Genomic DNA, 20,591 nt, shown 5'->3' with positions numbered 1-20,591 from the left:
TCTGGTTCCAACTCTTCCATGAGACTGCAATTGGAAGAGGAGGCCTTGGAAGAGGGCGCCGCGCGGCAGGAGCACTCGCGCGAGCCCCTGGCCGTGGTGGGCCTGGCGTGCCGTTTTCCCGGTGCGCCGGACGCGGAGTCCTTCTGGCGGCTGCTCTGCCATCAGGAGGATCTGCTGCGCGAGGTGCCCGCGGAGCGTTGGGACTCGCGCGTCTGGTATGACGCGGATCCCCAATCGCCCGGGCGGATGAACACGCGCCATGGCTACTTCCTGGACGGGGTGAGCGGGTTCGATCCGCTCTTCTTCGGCATCTCCCCGCGCGAGGCCGCGGAGATGGATCCGCAGCAGCGCTTGATGCTGGAGGTGGCGTGGGAGGCGCTGGAGGACGCGGGCCTGCCGCCCGCGAGTCTCAAGGGCAGCCGCACCGGCGTGTTCATGGGCGCCATCTGGCACGACTACGCGGACCGGCACCTGCGCGAGCGCGCGGCGGTGACGCTGCACAGCGCCACGGGCCAGTCGCTCAACATCGTGGCCAACCGCTTGTCCTATGTGCTCGGACTCAAGGGGCCGAGCCTCACCGTGGACACGGCGTGCTCCTCGTCGCTCGTGGCGGTGCACCTGGCCTGCCAGAGCCTGCGCTCGGGGGAGAGCCGGCTCGCGTTGGTGGGCGGGGTCAACCTGATCTTCTCCCCCGAGGCGAACGTGCTCCTGTCCAAGTTCGGCGGGCTGTCGCCGGACGGGCGCAGCAAGGCGTTCGCCGCGGGGGCGGATGGTTTCGGACGGGGCGAGGGCGCGGGGCTCGTGGTGCTCCAGCCGCTGTCGGCGGCGCTCGCCGCGGGCGCGCGCATCTACTGTGTCATCCGCGGCAGCGCGGTGAACAACAACGGCCTGGGCAACGGGCTCACCGCGCCGAGCGTGCCCGGCCAGGCGGCGCTCCTGCGCGAGGCCTATGCGCGCTCGGGGGTGCCCGCCCAGCGCGTGCACTACGTGGAGACGCACGGCACGGGCACCGCCCTGGGAGATCCCACCGAGGCCAGCGCCCTGGGCGCGGCGCTCGGCGAGGGGCGGGCCATCGACCGGCCGCTCTACATCGGCTCGGTGAAGTCTCACATCGGCCACCTGGAGGGCGCCGCGGGCATCGCCGGCGTCATCAAGGTGGCGCTCGCGCTGTCGCACCGGCTGGTGCCGCCGCACTTCCTGCACGGCGAGCCCAATCCGCGCATTCCCTTCAGCGAGCTGCGCCTGAGCCTGCCGCGGCGGTTGTTGCCCTGGCCCGTGGAGGACGGGCCCGCGACGGCCGGAGTGAGCGCTTTCGGATGGGGTGGCACCAATGCCCATGTGGTGCTCGAGGAAGCGCCGCTGGGGAGCGAGGAGTTGCTGGTGCTGGCGGCCGACAGCGCCGGAGAACTGCTCGCCCAGGCGGCCCGCGCCGAGGAGCTGGTGCTGCACGGCGAGGAGCCCGTGAGCGTGCGCGACCTGTGCCGCACCTGGGCCCTGGGCGTGGGCCCGGGCGGCCATCGCGCGGCGCTGAGCTTCCGCACCCGCTCGGAGCTGGTCGCGCTGCTCAAGAGCCTGCGCCAGGGCAAGCGCCGCGCGGGCCTCTTCACCGGAGAGCCGGAGGGGCCGCCGCGCCTGGTCTTCGTGTGCGCGCCCCAGGGCTCGGAGTGGCCCGCCATGGGCCGGGAGCTGTTCGCCACCGAGCCCGTGTTCCGCGCGCGCCTGGAGAGCCTGGACAAGACCTTCATGCCGCTGGCGGGCTGGTCCCTGGTGGAGGCGGTGTGCGAGCCGAACGCGCGGATGTTGGCCGACGAGGACGCCGCGGAACCGCTCACGTTCGCGGTGCAGCTCGGCCTCGCGGCGCTGTGGCGCTCCTGGGGCGTGGAGCCCGAGGTGGTGCTGGGCCATGGCGTGGGCGAGGTGGCCGCGGCGTGCATCGCCGGGGGGATGGAGGCCTCCGACGCCGTGTGGAAGGTGTACCGCGCGAGCCGCCTGCGGCAGTGGGAGCCCCTGCGCGATGAGCTGGAGGCGGCCCAGGAGCGGCTATGGGCCCGTGAGGGCGGCCCGAGCTGGGTGTCCACCGTGGCGCGTGAGCAGGGAGCGGAGGGCCGCACCGGGGACGCGCGCTGCCGCACCCTGCGCCAGCCCGTGCGCTTCGCCCAGGCCACCGAGCGGCTGGTGGCCGAGGGCCTGGACACCTTCGTGGAGCTGAGCCCCCACCCGGTGCTGTGCCGTCCGGTGGAGCAGTTGTTGCGCAAGGCCGCGCGCCCGGGCGTGGTGGTGGGCTCGCTGCGGCGCGACGAGCCTCGTGCCGCGCTGATGGATGCGCTCGGGGCCCTCTTCGCCCGGGGCGTGTCGGTGCGCTGGGCGGCGATGCCCCCGCCCGAGCTGGTCGTGGCCGCGCCTCCCGGGGCGGAGCGGCCCGTGGAGCCGCGTCCCGAGCCCACCTCCGGGCGCGCGGAGCTGCTGACCCTGTCCGCGCAGACACCCGAGGCGCTCTCGCGCGGCGCGGCCCTGTTGCTCGCGCGCCTGCGCGAGCGCCCCTTCTCCCTGCATGACGTCTGCTACTCGGCCGCCGTGCACCGCGGCCACCTGCACTACCGCCTGGCGCTCCGGGCCCGCACCCTGAGCGAGGTGCGCGAGGGGTTGGGTGCCTTCCTGCGCGGGGAGCTGCCCCCGGGCCTCTCCGCCACGCGCCACGCGGATGGACGGCACCAGCCGGTGATCTTCGTCTTCCCGGGCCAGGGCTCCCAGTGGGCCGGCATGGGCCGCCGCCTCATGGCCGAGGAGCCCGTGTTCCGCGCGGCCCTCGAGCAGTGTGACGCGGCGCTGCGCCGCTTCGTGGACTGGTCCCTCCTGGAGCTGCTCGGCTCGGACGCGTCCGGGTGGATGGAGCGCGTGGATCAGGTGCAGCCCGCCATCTTCTCCATCCAGGTGGCGCTCGCGCGGCTGTGGCGCTCCTGGGGCATCGTCCCCGATGGGGTGGTGGGCCACAGCATGGGCGAGGTGGCCGCGGCGCACGTGGCCGGGGCCTTGAGCCTCGACGACGCGGCGCGCGTCATCGGCCTGAGGAGCCTGCTCCTGCGCCGCGTGAGTGGTCAGGGCGGCATGGCGGTGGTGGAGCTGTCCATGGAAGAGGCGCGCGCCGCCATCTCCGGCCTGGAGGACTGGCTCTCCGTCGCCGTGAGCAACAGCCCCCGCTCCTGCGTGATCTCCGGCGAGCCGCACGCGCTCGGCCAGGTGCTCGCCGCGCTCGAGGCCCGGCAGGTCTACTGCCGCCGGGTGAAGGTGGACGTGGCCTCGCACAGCCCGCAGATGGATCCCCTGCGCGAGGACCTGCTGCACGTCCTGGAGGAGCTCTCGCCGCGGCGGGGCGACATTCCGCTGTACTCCACGGTGACGGGTCAGCTGTTGGACGGCGCGGACATGACGCCGGCCTACTGGGTGCGCAACCTGCGTGATCCGGTGCTGCTCTCCCAGGTGGTGGAGAAGCTCGTCACCGCCGGCCATGCGCTCTTCGTGGAGATCAGCCCCCATCCCGTCCTCCTGCCCCCCATCGAGCAGACGATCGCCCACCTGCGCATGGAGGGCACGGTGCTGCCCTCGCTGCGGCGCGAGCAGCCCGAGCGCGAGGTGTTGCTGGAGACGCTGGGCGCCCTCTACGCCGTGGGCCACGAGGTGGAGTGGAAGGCGCTCCATCCGGAGGGAGGCCGCCGGGTGCGGCTGCCGGACTATCCCTGGCAGCGCCAGGACTGCTGGTTCCAACCGGACGCCCAGGCGGCCCTCCCAGTGGGCGGCCCGAGCCCTCGGGACGCGTCGCCGCTCGGGCCCGTGCGCCGCTCCTCGCTGCGCCCCGGTGCCTTCTTCTGGGACGTGGAGGTGGGCGTGCGGCAGGTGCCGTGGCTCGCGGATCACCGTGTGCAGGGCACCATCATCCTCCCCACCACGGCGTACCTGGACTGGGTGGAGACGGCGGTGCGGTCCGCGCTCGGCCCCGGGCCGTGGGCCCTGGAGGAAATGCGCATCGACGAGGCCCTGACGCTGGTCGGCGATGGCATGCGCCGGGTGGAAGTGCTCGTGGACGTGGGCTCCACGGGCACCATCTCCTTCAAGGTGTCCAGCTTCATTCCCAGCCCGAGCGGCGGGAGCCCGGAGATGTGGACGGTGCACGCGAGCGGCCAGGTGCGCTCCTCGGAGGGCGTGGGCGCGCTGCCCGTCCTGGCCTTCCCGGTGGCGGAGTTCCAACGGCGCGCCACCCAGGTGCTCATCGGCGCGACGCACTACGAGGAGATGGCGCAGCGCGGGCTGGAGTACGGCCCCGCCTTCCAGGGCGTGCGGGAGGTGTGGCGCCTGGAGGGCGAGGCCGTGGGCCGCCTGTCCATGCCCGAGGCGCTGGGCGCCGGGGAGCCCCTGCACCCGAGCATGCTCGACGCGGCGCTCCAGATGGTGTTGCAGGCGCTTCCCTCGGATGACACGCCCTTCGTCCCCGTGGGGCTGCGCCGCTTCGAGGTGCTGCGCCGGGGCACGCCCGAGTGGGCCCATGCGCGGCAGTCTCCCCGCGAGTCCTGGCGCAAGGGCGCCTTCCTGGAGGGGGACGTCATCCTCCTGGATGCGCAGGGCCTGCCGCTCGTGCTCGTGGAGGGGCTGGAATTGGCCGCCCTGCCCACGCGCCACGGAAAGGCGCGCGCCGAGCAGGATCGCTCCCTCTTCGAGTTCGCCTGGCGCCGCGCGGGGCTGCCCGCGGGGCTCGAACCGGGCCCGTCCGATGCCCCCTGGCTCATCTTCCAGGACGCGTCCGGGGTGGGCGGAGCGCTCGCGGAGACGCTGGAGTCCTGGGGCTCCCCGTGCGTCCGGGTGGAGGCGGGCGCGGGCTTGCGCCGGTTGAGCGCCCGGCACTTCACGGTGGCTCCAGGTTCTCGCGAGGACCTGGGCGCCGTGCTGCGCCAGTGCTTCCCGGAGGAGGGCTCCTGCGCGGGCGTGGTGTACCTGTGGGGCCTGGACGCGCCGAAGCCGGACGTGGCGGGCGAGCGGGCGTTGGAGGCGGCCCTGCGGGCCTGCGGCGGCGCGCTGCGGCTGGTGCAGGAGGTGCTGCGCCTGGGGTGGAGGGATCCGCCGCGCCTGTGGCTGGTGACTCGCGGGGCCACGCCGGTGCTGGACACGCCCATGACGGGCGCGCTCCAGGCGGCGCTCTGGGGCCTCGGACGCACCGTGGGGCATGAGCACCCCGAGTTGCAGTGCACGTGCGTGGACCTGGATCCCTCCTCGGCCCTGGTGGACGTGGAGGCCCTGGGCCGCGAGCTGATGGCGCGCGCGGAGGACGAGCAGGTGGCCTTGCGCGGGGGCTCCCGCCTGGCGGCGCGGCTCGTGCGGCGCTCGGGCGCGAAGGAATTGCACAACGAGCCCCTGCTGCCGGTGATGGGGCGCAGCTTCCAGGTGGAGACGCCCCCGGCGGGCTCCTTCGGCGGCGTGGTGGTGCGCATGGCCGAGCGGCGCCGTCCCGGCCCCGGCGAGGTGGAGATCGCCGTGGAGGCCTCGGCCCTCAACTTCATCGACGTGATGAAGACCATGGGCCTGTACGTGATGAAGGACTCGGGGCGTCCCTCGGGCGTGCCCCTGGAGGGGCTGCCGCTCGGACTGGACTGCGCGGGCCGCGTGGTGGCGGTGGGCGAGGGCGTGACGCACCTCGCGGTGGGCGATGACGTGGTGGCCTTCGCGCCCTCGGCCATGGCGTCGCACGTCGTCACGGACGCGCGCTTCGCGGTGCGCCGGCCGCCGGGCTTGAGCGCCGAGGAGGCCAGCTCCATCCCCAGCGTCTTCATGACGGCCTGGTATGGGTTGAACGACCTGGCGCGGCTGCGTCCGGGCGAGCGCATCCTCATTCACTCGGCGGCGGGTGGACTGGGGCTCGCGGCGATCCAGGTGGCCCAGGTGCTGGGCGCGGAGGTGCTCGCCACCGCGGGCACTCCCGAGAAGCGGGAGCTGCTGCGGGGCATGGGCATCCGCCACGTGATGGACTCGCGCACGCTGGCCTTCGCCGACGAGGTGCTGCGCGTGACGGGCGGCGAGGGCGTGGACGTGGTGCTCAACTCCCTGTCCGGAGACGCCATCACCCGGAGCATGGAGGTGCTGGCCCCGGATGGACGCTTCCTGGAGGTGGGCAACCGGGACATCCACGACGGGCGGATGTTGGACTTGTCGCAGTTCCGCCGCCGGCTCATCTACGCGGCGATCGATCTCGTGGGACTGCGCGAGCAGCGGCCCGCGGCGTGCTCCCGGCTGTTGCGCGAGGTGATGGAGCGCATGGCGTCCGGCGTGCTGCGGCCCGTGCGGCACCAGTCCTTTCCCGTGTCGCAGGTGTCCGAGGCCTTCCGCGACATGGCGCAGGGCCAGCACGTGGGCAAGCTCGTCGTCACCCTGGAGGATCCCAAGCTGCGCGTCATGCCGCCGAGGCCCGGCTTCCGGGTGCGCCCGGATGCCACGTACCTCATCACCGGAGGCCTGGGCGGACTGGGCCTGGCGGCGGCGCGGTGGCTCGTGCGGTGGGGTGCCCGGACCCTGGTGCTGATTGGACGCAAGGGCCCCTCGGAGTCCGTCTCGGAGGAGCTGGAGGCCCTGCGGGCCGAGGGCGCGCGCGTGGAGGTGGAGCGCGTGGACATGGCGGACGCCGAACGCCTCGCCGAGGTGATGCGGCGCACGCACGGCGAGCTGCCCCGGCTCCGGGGCGTGCTGCACTGCGCGGGCGTGCTCGACGACGGCGTGCTGGAGCAGCAGGAGCCCGCGCGCTTCCGGGAAGTGCTCACGCCCAAGGTGCAGGGCGCGTGGAACCTGCACCGGCTCACCCGGGACGAGTCGCTGGACTTCTTCGTCCTCTACTCCTCCATGTCGGCGCTCCTGGGCATGCCCGGGCAGGGCAACTACGCGGCGGCGAACGCGGCCATGGACGCGCTGGCGCACCACCGGCGTCAGCAGGGCCTGCCGGCGCTCAGCGTGAACTGGGGCCCCTTCGCCGAGGTGGGCCTCGCCGCGGCTTATGCCAACCGGGGGGAACGCCTCGCGTACCAGGGCATGGCGAGCTTCACCACGCACCAGGGCGAGGCCCTGCTCGAGCGGCTCTTGGCGGAGGGCGCGGTGAACGTGGGCGCGGTGTCGCTCGACCTGCGCCAGTGGTTGCAGTTCTTCCCCAACGCCGCGTCCCAGCGCGTGTGGGAGGAACTGGCGGCGGAGCGGGGCGGGGAGGGCGGCAAGGAGCGCTCCGCCCTGTTGATGGAGCTGCGGCGCGCCGCGCCGGGTGCCCGGGCGGAGCTGCTGGAGGCCTACCTGCGCGAGCGGCTGTGCCACGTGCTGCGCGTGGACGCCTCGCGCGTGGGCCGGCATGACCCCTTCCGGGGCCTGGGGCTCGACTCGCTCATGAGCCTGGAGCTGCGCAACCGCATCGAGGCCGCGCTGGACCTGAAGCTGTCGGTGACGCTGCTGTGGGCGCACTCCACGCTCAAGGCCCTGGCGGCCTACCTGTTGGAGCAACTGGGGCTGGCCGCCACGCCCGAGCGCGCGGCGGCCCCCAAGAAGGAACGGACCCGCAAGGAGAGCAAGCCTCCGCCCCCCGAGCCCCAGCCGCAGCCGCTCGTGGACGTCTCGGAGCGCAAGCTGCTGGAGCTGGCGGATGACGCGCTGGCGGCATGGGAGGACGCGTCGTGAGCGAGGAGGTGAAGGACGAACTCAAGCAGCGCCTGGCGCGTGCCGTCCTGGTGATGCAGAAGATGCAGGCGCGCATCGACTCACTGGAGCGCGCCCGCACCGAGCCCATCGCCCTGGTGGGCATGGGGTGCCGTTTTCCGGGAGGCGCGGACACGCCCGAGGCCTTCTGGGAGCTGCTCGCCGCGGGGCGAGATGCCGTCCGGCGCGAGCCGGCGTCCCGCCGCATGGGCTCGGACGATGCCTCCCGCTGGGCGGGCTACCTGGACGACGTGAGCGGCTTCGACGCGGACTTCTTCGGGATTTCTCCCCGCGAGGCCGCGAGCCTGGATCCCCGCCAGCGTCTGCTCCTGGAAGTGGCCTGGGAGGCGCTGGAGCACGCGGGGCAGGATCCCGAGCGGTTGATGAACACGCCCACGGGCGTCTTCGTGGGGCTCACGGGCGACGACTACGCGCGCCTGCTGCCCGCCGAGCCCGAGCGCATCGACGCCTACTTCGGCACCGGCAACGGGCACTGCTTTCCCCCCGGACGCCTCTCGTACACGCTGGGCCTGCGCGGGCCGAGCCTGTCGGTGGACACGGCGTGCTCCTCGTCGCTCGTGGCGGTGCACCTGGCCTGCCAGAGCCTGCGCTCGGGCGAGTGCGACGTGGCGCTCGCGGGCGGGGTGAACCTGGTGTTGGACCCCTCCGTCACGCACACGCTCGTGCGGATGCAGGCGCTCTCCCCCAACGGGCGGTGCAGCGCCTTCGACGCGCGGGCCAATGGCTTCGTCCGAGGCGAGGGCTGTGGCCTCGTGGTGCTCAAGCGCCTGTCGGACGCGACGGCCCAGGGAGACACCATCCTCGCCGTCATCCGGGGCTCGGCCGTCAACCAGGATGGGCGCTCGCAGGGGCTCACCGCGCCCAATGGGCTCGCCCAACAGGCCCTGCTGCGCCAGGCCCTGGCCAATGCCCGCGTGGAGCCCTCGGCGCTCGGGTACGTGGAGGCCCATGGCACTGGCACCCCCTTGGGAGATCCCATCGAGGTCGAGGCCCTGGTCGAGGTGATGGGCCAGCCCCGCGAGGACGGCTCGCGGTGCGCCATCGGCTCGGTGAAGACGAACCTGGGCCACCTGGAGGCGGCGGCGGGCATCGCCGGGCTCATGAAGGCCGTCCTGGCGCTCCAGCACGAGGCCATCCCCAAGCACCTGAACTTCTCCCGGCTCAACCCCCGCATCCGCCTGGAGGACACGCCCTTCTTCGTCCCCACCGAGTCCCAGCCGTGGAAGCGCTCGGCGGTGCCCCGGCTGGCGGGCGTGAGCGCCTTCGGCATGAGCGGGACGAACGCGCACATCATTATAGAGGAGGCTCCGCTTCCGGCCGTCCCCGCGCGGCCGCCCGTCCCGCGACCCACGCACCTGTTGACGCTCTCCGCCCGGAGCGAGGCCGCGTTGGAGGAGCTGGCTCGCCGTCAGGCCACGCACCTCGCCGCCCACCCGGAGCTGGACGTGGCGGACGTGTGCTTCACCGCTAACACCGCTCGCGCCCGCATGCCCCACCGGCTGTCCGTGGTGGGGGGCTCCTCGCGGGCCCTGGCCGAGCACCTGTCGGCGTTCGCCTCGGGGGGGACCCGGCCGGAGCGCCTGGCCCACGGCAAGGCGGCGGATGCTCCGCCCAAGGTGGCCTTCCTCTTCACCGGCCAGGGCTCGCAGTTCGTTGGCATGGGCCGCCGCCTGTTCGAGACGTCCGAGGTCTTCCGGGCCGCCGTGGAGCGCTGTGCCGCGCGGCTCGCGCCGAGGATGGACCTGCTGGGGGTGCTCTTTCCGAAGGAGGGCGCGTCCTCGCCCATCGATCAGACGGCGTACAGCCAGCCGGCGCTCTTCGCCCTGGAGTACGCGCTGGCGGAGCTGTGGCGCTCGTGGGGCGTGGTGCCGGACGCGGTGATGGGCCACAGCGTGGGCGAGTTCGCCGCCGCGTGCGTGGCGGGGCTCCTGTCCTGGGAAGACGCGCTGGAGCTCATCGCCGAGCGGGGGCGGCTCATGCAGGCGCTGCCTCCGGGCGGCGTCATGGCCACGGTGTTCGCCACCCGCGAGCAGGTGGCGCCGCTGCTCGCGCGGGAGGTGGAGCGCGTCTCCATCGCCGCGGACAACGCGCCGGGACAGCTCACCGTGTCCGGCGAGGCCGAGGCCGTGGCGCGTCTCACCTCCGCCCTGGAGGCCCAGGGCCTCTCGACGCGCCGCCTCAACGTCTCGCATGCCTTCCACTCGCCCTTGATGGAGCCGATGCTCGACGCCCTGGAGGCGAAGGCGGCGAGGCTGACGCGGACGCCGGGCCAGATACCGCTCGTGTCCAACGTGACCGGCCGGCCCGTGTCCTCGGCGGAACTGGGCGCTCCGGGCTACTGGCGCCGTCACGCCCGCGAGGCCGTGCGCTTCCGCGAGGGCATGGAGTCGCTGCGCGGCCTGGGCATCGACGTCTTCGTGGAGGTGGGCCCGAACGCCACGCTGCTCGGCCTGGGCAAGGCGTGCCTGGGCGAGGGGCCGGGTTGGCTCTCCTCGCTGCGCAAGGGCAAGGACGACCTGGAGCAGATGCTGGACGTGCTCGGCCACCTGTACGTCCGGGGCCATGCGCTGGATTGGCGCAAGGTGGACCCCGAGCCCGCCCGTCGCAAGGTGGTGCTGCCTCGCTACCCGTGGCGCCGTCAGCGGCACTGGGCCCTTCCCGAGACCGCTCCCGCGAAGAGCCCGTCGTCCACGAGTGGCGGTGAGGCGGGCGCGCTGTACGGGCTGGAGTGGCAACCGTCGCCGCGTCCGGTGCCCTCGAAGGACTCCGCGCCCGGTACGTGGCTGTTGCTGAGGGATCGAGGCGGCGTGGCGGATCGGCTCGCCGCGCACATCGAGGCCCGGGGCGGCACCTGCGTGAAGGTCGACGGCGTGCCCCCGGCGGACGGCGCTGCGTTGGCCGGGTACGCGGGCGTGGTGGTGCTGTCGGGCCTGGACCTGGAGGGCGTGGAGGGCCCGGGCGCGCGCGATGCGTGCCTGGACGTGACCGCGCTGCTGCGGGCCTTGGAGGATGCCCCGGAGGCGAAGGGTCGGCTGTGGGCCGTCACCCGAGGCGCCTGGCGGGAGACGCCTTCCCAGGCGGCGCTCTGGGGTCTTGGTCGGACGCTGGCGCTGGAGAGCCCTCGTCATTGGGGTGGATTGATCGACCTGGGGCCCGACGTGGGCGTGGAACGGCTCTGGGAGGAGCTGCGGGCCCCGGACGGCGAGGACCAGGTGCGGCTCGAGGGCGAGCGGCGCTCGGTGGCGCGCCTCGTGAAGCGGGAGCCCCCCGCGTCCCAACCCCTGACGGTGCGAGCGGAGGCCACCTACCTCCTCACGGGTGGGCAGGGGGTGCTCGGGCTGGAGCTGGCGCGGGAGCTGGTGAAGCGGGGCGCGCGGCACCTCGTGCTCACCTCGAGGAACGCCTTCCCCGAGCGCTCTCGCTGGGACGAGCTCCAGGGCCGGGGAGATGAACTGGCCGGGCGGATCGCCACGGTGCGCGAGCTGGAGGCGGAAGGCGCCGAGGTCTGGCTCGCCCAGGCGGACGTGTCCTGGCGTGACGCGATGGAGATGTTGCTCGAGCGGATGAGGGCCACCATGCCCCCCCTGCGCGGCGTCCTCCACGCGGCGGCGGTGTCCGTGAAGGCGCGGGGACGGGAGCTGGACGCGGACATGCTCGGGCGCGTGCTGGCCCCGAAGGCGGAGGGTGCCTGGAACCTGCACGCCCTGACGCGCGAGGATCCGTTGGACTTCTTCGTGCTCTTCTCCTCCGTCGCCTCCGTGTGGGGCTCGGCGGGCGAGGGCGCCTACGCGGCGGCGAATGCCTTCCTGGACGCGCTCGCGGAGCACCGGCGGGCCCAGGGACTCGTGGCGACGAGCATCAACTGGGGACTCTGGGAGGGCGAGGGCGCGGGAACGGCCCAGGATCGCCAATGGCTGGAGAGCGTGGGCCTGGGGGCGATGGCCCGCGCGTCCGGACGCGAGTGGTGGGCGCGGCTCGTGGGAGCGGGCGTGTCCAACGCCGTGGTGGCGAACGTCCGGTGGGAGCGCCTGCGGCCGCTGCTCGAGGCACGGGGACCGAGGCCCTTGTTGGAGCGGCTGCCCCAGGGCGAGGCCCCCGCGAAGGAGCCCGTTCCGGCGGAGGCCTCCGCACGGGCGCCCTGGCGGGACGCGGGCACGCCCTCCGCCCGGCGCGAGGCCCTGCGGACGCTGGTGCTCGAGACGGTGTCGCGCACGCTCGGCGTGACGCCGGACGCCTCGTCGGACGACGCGCGCGGCTTCCATGAGCTGGGGTTGGACTCCATCATGGCGGTGGAGTTGAAGGCGAGCCTGGAGAAGTCGCTGGGGCTGACGTTGCCCGCGACCCTGGCGTTCAACTACCCGAGCGTGCGGGCGCTCACGGAGCACCTGTCCACGCGGCTCGAGGCCCAGGCGCCCCAGGTATCCGCGCCCGAGCCCCGGCTGGAAGCGGCCTCGGAGGAGCCCATCGCCATCGTCGGCATGGCGTGCCGCCTGCCCGGGGGCGCGGACACCCCGGAGGCCTTCTGGCGGCTGCTGCGGGACGGCACGGACGCCATCTCGGAGATTCCGAGGGAGCGCTGGGCGGTGGAGGACTGGTACGACCCGGATCCGAGCACGCCGGGGAAGATGGCCGTGCGCGCGGGCGGCTTCCTGCGCGGCGTGGACCAGTTCGATCCGCGCTTCTTCGGCATCTCCCCGCGCGAGGCGGAGAGCATGGATCCCCAGCAGCGGCTGATGCTGGAGGTGGCATGGGAGGCGCTGGAGCGGGCGGGCCAGGACGTGACGGCGCTGCGCGACTCGGCCACGGGCGTCTTCGTGGGCGTCACCACGGCGGACTACGCCCGGGTCATCCTCCAGGGGCGGCCGGAAGAGGTGGATGCGTGGTTCGCCTCGGGCACGTCGCTCAACGCGGTGGCCGGGCGCGTGTCGTACACGTTTGGCTTCAAGGGCCCGAGCATGGCGGTGGACACGGCCTGCTCGTCGTCGCTGACGGCGTTGCACCTGGCGTGTCAGAGCCTGCGCTCGGGCGAGTCCACGCGGGCGCTCGCGGCGGGGGTGAACCTCATCCTCGCGCCCGAGCCGATGATGGCGGCGAGCAGGGCGCGGATGCTGGCGCCGGACGGGCGGTGCAAGACGTTCGACGCATCGGCCAATGGCTTCGCTCGGGCCGAGGGCTGCGGGGTGCTGGTGCTCGAGCGGCTGTCGGACGCGCGGGCGCGGGGCTCGAACGTGCTGGCCATCATCCGGGGGACGGCGGTGAACCAGGACGGGCCGAGCAGCGGGCTCACGGTGCCCAACGGCCTGGCGCAACGGGAGGTCATCCAGCAGGCGCTGCGGCGAGGCGGCGTGGCCCCCTCGGAGGTGAGCTACCTGGAGGCGCATGGCACGGGCACGTCGCTCGGAGACCCCATCGAGGCGGAGGCGATGTGGTCCGTCCTGAAGGAGGGCCGGGCGCCGGAGGCATCGCTGTGGATGGGCTCGGTGAAGACGAACCTGGGCCACCTGGAGTCGGCGGCGGGCGTGGCGGGCGTGATGAAGGTGGTGCTGGCGCTGCAACACCGGAAGCTGCCCGCGCATCTGCACTTGAAGACGCCCAACCCGCACATCGACTGGAAGGGCATGGGCGTGAAGGTGCCGGTGGCGCTGACGGAGTGGGAGCCCACCCAGGGTCGTCGCATCGCGGGCGTGAGCTCGTTCGGCTTCAGCGGGACGAACGCCCACGTGGTGCTGGAGGAGGCTCCGTCCCTGCCCGAGCGCACGCGGAGCTCGGAACCGCCGGAGCACGTGCTGGTGTTGTCGGCGCGGAGCGAGGAGTCCCTGCGCGAGCTGGCGGGCCGCTACGCGCGGATGCTGGAGGAGGGCGCGGACCTGGGAGACGTGTGCTTCACGGCGGCGGTGGGGCGGGCGCGCTTCGAGTACCGGCGGGCGTGGGTGGCCGGGACGGCGGACGCGATGCGCTCGCTCCTGTCCTCGCCGGAGGGGGGCGTCTCGGGACGGGTGGACGCGGGACATCGCCCGGAGGGCCTGCTTCCCGGCTCGGTGGCCCGGGCGCTCCCGCCGCGTGCGCTGGCGGAGGCGTTCGTGAAGGGCGTGGAGGTGGACTGGCCCGCCTTCCACGCCCCCGATGCGCGGCGCCGGGTGATTCTTCCCACCCATCCCTTCCAGCGGCAACGCTACTGGTGGCGGAGTCAGGCCCCGCTCCCGGTGGCTCCGTCTCGCCGCTCGCGGGACACGGCGCCGCACTTCGGTCGGCGGCTGCGCTCTCCGGCGCTCGACGCGCTCGTGTACGAGGCGGTGTATGGCCCCTCGGGCCCGGTGCACCTGGATGACCACCGCCTCTTCGGTACCCGGGTCGCCGCGGGGTCCTCGCACGTGTCGCTGGTGCTCTCGGTGCTCCAGGATGCGCACGGCTCGCCCGTGTGCACGCTGGAGAACCTGGCCTTCCCCCAGGCCCTGGCGCTCGCGGAGGACGAGGAGCGCACGCTCCAGGTCATCCTCGCGCCCGCGGCGCGGGGTGGCGCCTTCGAGGTGAAGTCCTGGGGCGGGGGAGCGAGCGGCGCGGAGACGTGGGTGCTGCACGCGAGCGGCACGGTGCGGGTGGGCGAGGCACGGCCGCCGGAGCCTTGGCTGACCCGGGAAGAACTCCAGGCCCGCTGCCCCGAGCGTCGCGCGGGGGCCGAGCTGTACCGGGCCATGCACGAGCAGGGCTACACGCTGGGGCCGGGCTACCAGTGGATCCACTCGGTGGCGAGGGGCGGGAACGATCTCCTCGGCGAGCTGCGGTTGCCGTCGCTGCGGGACTCCCTGGAGGAGCATGTCCTGCATCCGGGACTGGTGGATTCGTGCTTCCAGGTGCTCGCGAGCTGGACGCTGGATCTCCAGTCGAAGCAGCGCGACACCCTGCTCATCCCCTTCAGTCTGGAGCGCTTCACCGTGCACCGCCGGCCCGAGGGCACGGTGTGGTGCCATGCGCGGATCCGGGAGGGAGGGCGGAACGAAGTGAACGCGCCCATCGGAGGAGACCTGCGCCTCTTCGATGAGCGGGGACTGGTGGCGGAAGCCCTCGGTTTCCGGGGCCGGATGGCGAGCCGCGAGGCCCTGCACGCGGGAGCGCCCGCGCGTCGGGAGGAGGGCCGCTACGAGGTCGTCTGGACGCCCGAGGCCCCGCGAAGCACGACGCCCTCGTTGTTGGATGTCACCCGGCCCTGGGTGTTGTGGATGGACGGAGGCGGCGTGGGCGAGCGGCTGGGCCGCCGGTTGGAAGCGAACGGGGCGCGGGTGTTGCGGGTGCATTCCGCGGAAGAACTCACCCGGCGGTTGGGCGAGCCCCTGGGCGCGGCGGGTTGCGCGGGGGTGGTGTACCTGGCGGGGCTCGACGCGCGGGTACCGGAGGACGCGTCCGCCGAGGCCACGCAGCACGCGGTCCTGGCGGCGAGCGGTGGCGCGCTGCACCTGGTGAAGACCCTGGTGGAGCGTGGCTTGTGGGCGCCCGTGTGGCTGGTCACGCGCGGCGCGAGGGCGGTGGACGCCTCCTCCTCTCGGACCGCGCTCGCCCAGGCGCCGGTGTGGGGGTTGGGCCGGGTCATCGATCTGGAGCACCCCGAACTGCGCTGTGCCCGGGTGGACCTGGATCCCGGAGACGAGGAGGGCGGCCTCGACCTGTTGCTCGCCGAGCTGGCCGGTGGAGGAGACACGGCGGACCGGGAGGTGGCGTTCCGGCGCGGAGGACGCCTGCACCCGGTGCTGCGGGAGAGCGCCAACGCCCCGGGAGGCGCCGTCGGATTCAAGAGCGAGGCGACGTACCTCATCACGGGAGGGCTCGGAGGGCTGGGCCTGGAACTGGCGCGGTGGATGGTGGAGCGGGGCGCGCGTCACCTGGTGTTGTTGGGGCGCCGTGCGCCCTCGGCCGCCGCCGAGGAGGCCGTGCTCGCGCTGGAACGGGCGGGCGCCCGCGTCACGGTCGAATCGGTGGATGTCTCCCACGAGGACGAGGTGGCGCGATTGCTCCAGCGCATCGACGTGGAGTCTCCGCCCTTGCGCGGCATCTTCCACGCGGCGGGTGTGCTCGATGACGGAGCGCTCACGCAGCAGGACCTCGAGCGCTTCACGCGCGTGATGGACCCGAAGGTCGCGGGCGCGTGGAACCTGCACCGGCTCACGCGGGGGCAGCCCCTGGACCACTTCGTGCTCTTCTCCTCGGCGTCCGCGACGCTGGGCTCGGCGGGACAGGGCAACTACGCCGCGGCGAACGCCTTCCTAGACGCGCTCGCGCACGAGCGGCGTGCCCAAGGTCTGCCCGCGCAATCCCTGGCGTGGGGCCCGTGGGCGGAGACGGGGATGGTGGGGGCGCCCGAGGGCCGGGTGGCGCGGGCGCTCGAGCGGCGAGGCATCCGGCCGCTTCCGACACGGAGGGCGCTCGAGCTGTTCGAGGAGGCGTTGCTGCACGGCGCGCCTCACGTGGCGCTGATGTCGATCCAGTGGCCGGTGTACCTGGAGTCGCTGGGAGCGCTGGGCCGTGGCTCCTTCTACGGAACCTGGGTGCCGCCCCCAGTGCGAGTCCCCGAGCCCCGGGGCGAGTCCCCGCTCGCGAAGCGGCTCCGGGAGGCCCCGCCGCACGAGCGGGCCCGGATACTGGCGCGAGGCCTCCAGGACGAGGCGGCGCGAATCCTGAGGCTGGACGCCACCCAGGTGGACTGGCGCCAGGGGTTCGCGGAGCTCGGCATGGACTCGCTGATGGCCATCGAGCTGCGCGACGTGCTGCAGAAGCAGCTCGGGGCGTCCGTGCCCGCGACGGTGGCGTTGGATCACCCCACCATCGACTTCCTGGGACAACACCTGCTCACCGAGGTGTTGAAGCTCGACACGGTGGCGGCCCCGGTGGTGCCGGTGTCCCCGAGGGAAGAGGCCCCCCCGGAGGACCTGGACGTTCTCTCCGACGCGGAGCTGGCGCGGCTGGTGGCGGAAGATCTCGCCAAGGACTCGTGAGGACCCTGGGATGAGCGAGGAGATCAACTACCGCCAGTTGTTGCAGCAGCAGTTGGTGAAGATCCGCAAGCTGGAGGCTCGGCTGGAGCAGGCCGAGTCCGCGCGCCGCGAGCCCATCGCGATCGTCGGGATGGCCTGCCGGCTGCCGGGAGGCGTGGAGACGCCGGAGGACTTCTGGGAGCTGATGGCGAAGGGGGTGGATGCCACGAGTGACATTCTCCCGGAGCGCTGGGATGCCGAAGCCCTGTACTCGGCCGAGCCCCGGGCGAAAGGGAAGATCCGCACCCGGCGCGGCGGCTTCCTGCGGGACGTGGATCGCTTCGACGCGCGCTTCTTCGGCCTATCGGACCGGGAAGCCGAGCGGATGGATCCCCAGCAGCGATTGATGCTGGAGGTGGGGTGGGAGGCACTGGAGCGTGCGGGGTACGCGGTGGCGCGCGCGAGGCGGGAGCGGGTGGGCGTCTTCGTGGGGGTGATGAACAACGACTACGGCCAGCGGGTGCTGAACGAGGAGGGGCTGGAAGGCATCGATCCCTACTTCATGGGGGCCCGGGCCAACTGCGCCATCTCCGGGAGGCTGTCCTACCTGTGGGGCTTCCAGGGGCCGAGCCTGGTGGTGGACACGGCGTGCTCGTCCTCGATGGTGGCGGTGCACCTGGCCTGCCAGAGCCTGCGCAATGGGGAGTGCGCGCTGGCGCTGGCGGGGGGCGTGAACCTGGTCTTGTCGCCGGAGGCGAGCATCTACCTGTCGAGCAGCGGAGCGCTGTCGGAGGACGGGCGGTGCCGGAGCTTCGACGCCTCGGCGGATGGCTATGGCCGGGCGGAGGCCTGTGGCGTGCTGGTGCTGGAGCGCCTGTCGGAGGCACGGGCGAGGGGCGCGAACATCCTCGCGGTCATCCGAGGCTCGGCGGTGGGGCACGACGGCCCGAGCAGTGCCTTCACGGTCCCCAACGGAGTCGCGCAGCAGACGGTCATCCGCCAGGCGTTGCAAGCCGCGAACGTGGAGCCCCGGGAGGTGAGCTACCTGGAGGCGCACGGCACGGGGACGGCGATGGGAGACCCCATCGAGGCCGAGGCGATGTGGTCGGTGTTGAAGGAGGGCCGCACGGGGAGCGAGCCGCTGTGGCTGGGCTCGGTGAAGACGAACCTGGGCTATCCGGAGGCGGCCTCGGGGGTGGTGGGGATGATGAAGGTGGTGCTGGCGATGAAGCACGGCCAACTGCCGCCGCACCTGCACTTCCAAACACCCAACCCGCGCATCGACTGGAAGAACATGGCCGGGGTGAAGGTGCCGCTGGAGATGACGGCGTGGACGCCGGCCCAGGGGGGGCGCATCGCGGGGGTGACGTCTTACGGGAGGACGGGCACGGTGGCGCACGTGGTGCTGGCCGAGCCTCCCGCGCGGGTGGAGGTGGCTCGGAGCGTGGAGCGGCCCGCGCACGTGTGGATGCTCTCGGCCCGGAGCGAGGAGGCCTTGCGAGCGCAGGCGGAGCGCTGCGCCCGTTATCTGGAGACGAACTCCGAGTCCCTGGGCGACGTGTGCTTCACGGCGGCGACGGGCCGCACCCACTTCGAATACCGGCTGGCGGTGGTGGGGCGGGACGCGCGTCAGATGAGGGAAGGGCTCCAGCGGGCGGCCGCCGAGCGGATTCCACCTCCGGTCACCTCGGCGCCGGGGGTGGTGTTCGTCACGCGAGGAGAGGGCGTGGGAGCCACGCCTGGGCTGCGGGAGTTGTACGAAACCCAGCCCGTCTTCCGGGAAGCGCTGGAGGCGTGCGCGAATGCCTGCGGCGCGGGCGTCCTGGAGCATCCCCTGTTGCCGGTGCTGTTCGGCGAGGACGTGGCGCGAGGGAACGAGGCGCCCTACGCGAGGGCGGCCGTGTTCGCGCGGGAGTGGGCGCTGGCACGGATGTGGCGAGCCTGGGGCGTGCGGCCGGAGTCCTTCGAGGGCCAGGGCGTGGGCGCATGGGTGGCGGCGGTGGAGTCGGACCTGCTCGGACTGGACGCGGGCCTGCGCGGAGCGGTGGCGGGAGGAGCCGCGCCGTTGGCCGCTGGGGACCAGCGAGTGGACTCGCGGGTGGACCTGGACGTCGGCACTACTGATTGGGCGGGGATACTCGAGACGCTGGGCGCGTTGTACCTCCGGGGCGTGGAGGTGGACTGGTCCGCGTTCGACGCGCCCTACGCCCGGCGCCGGGTGGTGCTGCCGACCTATGCCTTTCAGCGTGGGCGCTTCTGGCTCACTCCCGCGCGAGCGCCCTGACGCGCGTCCTCGACGTGTTGGCCGGGCTCCTACCCGCGGGATGTTCCGTGCCCAAGTCTCAGCGGGAGGTGATCACGACGGGAAGCTCCTCGGACGGCCGCAGCGTGATGAGGGGTTCGGGCTTTGGCGTGTAGCCGGAGACCATCCTCGGGCGATGGCGCTGTCCGAGCGTCGCGAGGATGAGTACGCCCTCCATGAGGGCGAAGTTGTTGCCGATGCACTGCCGGGGTCCGCCGAGGAAGGGGAAGTAGGCGTACCGGGGCCGCGTGGCGCTCCGCTCGGGGGAGAAGCGATCCGGATCGAATCGCTCGGGGTCGGGCCAGAACTCCGGCAGGCGGTGCGTGACGTAGGGGCTGACGTCGAGCATCGAGCCGCCGAGTACCCGGTAGCCGCAGATCGTGTCATCCGAGACGACCTTCCGGCTCAGGATGTAGACGGGCGGGTAGAGGCGCATGGTTTCGTCGAGGACGCGGCGCGTGTACACAAGCCGGGGGACGTCCTCGGCCGTGGGGAGCCGGCCGCCGAGCACGGAGTCCAGCTCCGCGTGGAAGGCGCGCTCCGCGTCCGGGTTCTGCTCGAGCAGGGCCCAGGTCCAGGTGAGCGCGGTCGCGGTGGTCTCGTGGCCCGCGAGCAGCATCGTCAGCACTTCGTCCTGCACATGCGCGTCATCCATCCGCTCGCCGGTCTCCTCGTCTTGGGCGAGCATGAACATGGACAGGAGGTCTCCCCGGTCCTCCAAGTGCCGGCGGCGCTGCGCGACGAGCGTCGCCACCACCTCGCGCAGGGACTGGTTCGCCTGGCGGAAGGCGCGGTCGTAGGCGGTGGGGAGGATGGGCGGGAGGACGCGCAGGTCGCGGAAGCGCTCCACGGTCTGCTCGCTGATGACGTTGAAGGCGGCGGACACGGCGTCGGTCTGGGCACGCACGTCGGTGCCGAGCAGGGCCTCGCCGACGATGCGCAGGGTGAGCCCGAGCATGTCGCGCGCCGCCCTGCGGGGCTCGCCCGAGCGCTGGGCGTCGGTCCACTGCTCGGAGAGCTCCGCCGCCGCGCGCACCATTTGAGCGGCCATGGCGGAGATGCGGGCGCGGTGGAAGGCGGGTTGCGCGAGTCTGCGCTGCTTGAGCCACGTTTCGCCCTGGCTCGTGACGAGTCCGTCCCCGACGACGCGGCGCAGGAGCGAATAGCTGACGTGGTCCTTGGTGTAGTTCTGCACGTTGTCCTGCAGCACGTGCTTGAGCCCATCCGGGTGCGACACGAGGTAGGAGCGGCCGGGGCCCAACCGGTACCCGGACACGGGCCCATGTTCCGTGGCCGTGCGCATGAGGAAGCCCAGGGAGTCCTTGCGGACATCGCGAATGACGCCGATCAAGGGCAGTCCGCGAGGACCAGTGGGGATGCGAGGCGAGGCGGACGGCGCATTCATGAGAAGGCTCCGGAATTTGATGGTGGCTCGCGAGGACGCGAGGATTCGTTCCCAGCGGAGCGCGACGTCCTCGAACGTGAGCCTAGCATCGCGAATGACGAAAGGCGGCCATGGGGAGCCAATACAACATAGGTGTTGAGCGTGCCCAGGAACGTCGCGGCGTGGAGGTTCGTCTGTCTGTCATTGAAGG

At 72.9% G+C, this 20,591-nt stretch carries 4 protein-coding genes; 3 read left to right on the top strand and 1 reads right to left on the bottom strand.

Annotation, left to right across the window (positions count from 1 at the left end):
• Nucleotides 1-18: 18 nt before the first annotated feature.
• The 3 genes from MEBOL_RS01285 to MEBOL_RS01275 are packed head-to-tail and all read left to right on the top strand — an operon-like array spanning nt 19 to nt 18,978.
• On the top strand, nt 19-7,692 hold the full coding sequence (locus MEBOL_RS01285; protein WP_170115425.1) for a type I polyketide synthase: 7,674 nt from the start codon (nt 19-21) through the stop codon (nt 7,690-7,692).
• Nucleotides 7,689-16,715: a type I polyketide synthase gene (locus tag MEBOL_RS01280; protein ID WP_170115424.1), complete on the top strand. Its 9,027-nt coding sequence runs from the start codon at nt 7,689-7,691 to the stop codon at nt 16,713-16,715. Before MEBOL_RS01285 ends, MEBOL_RS01280 begins: the two co-directional genes overlap by 4 nt.
• A 10-nt stretch (nt 16,716-16,725) precedes the next feature.
• On the top strand, nt 16,726-18,978 hold the full coding sequence (locus tag MEBOL_RS01275) for a type I polyketide synthase (RefSeq protein ID WP_095975707.1): 2,253 nt from the start codon (nt 16,726-16,728) through the stop codon (nt 18,976-18,978).
• A gap of 58 nt (nt 18,979-19,036) precedes the next feature.
• Here MEBOL_RS01275 and MEBOL_RS01270 read toward each other — a convergent pair whose 3' ends face one another.
• The gene (locus MEBOL_RS01270) at nt 19,037-20,401 is read right to left on the bottom strand and encodes a cytochrome P450 (protein WP_095975706.1); all 1,365 of its coding nucleotides are present in this window, start codon (nt 20,399-20,401) and stop codon (nt 19,037-19,039) included.
• Nucleotides 20,402-20,591 lie beyond the last annotated feature (190 nt).

Source organism: Melittangium boletus DSM 14713 (assembly GCF_002305855.1).
GTDB classification, from domain to species: Bacteria; Myxococcota; Myxococcia; order Myxococcales; family Myxococcaceae; genus Cystobacter; species Cystobacter boletus.
This window is presented reverse-complemented; position numbering and strand designations above follow the sequence as displayed.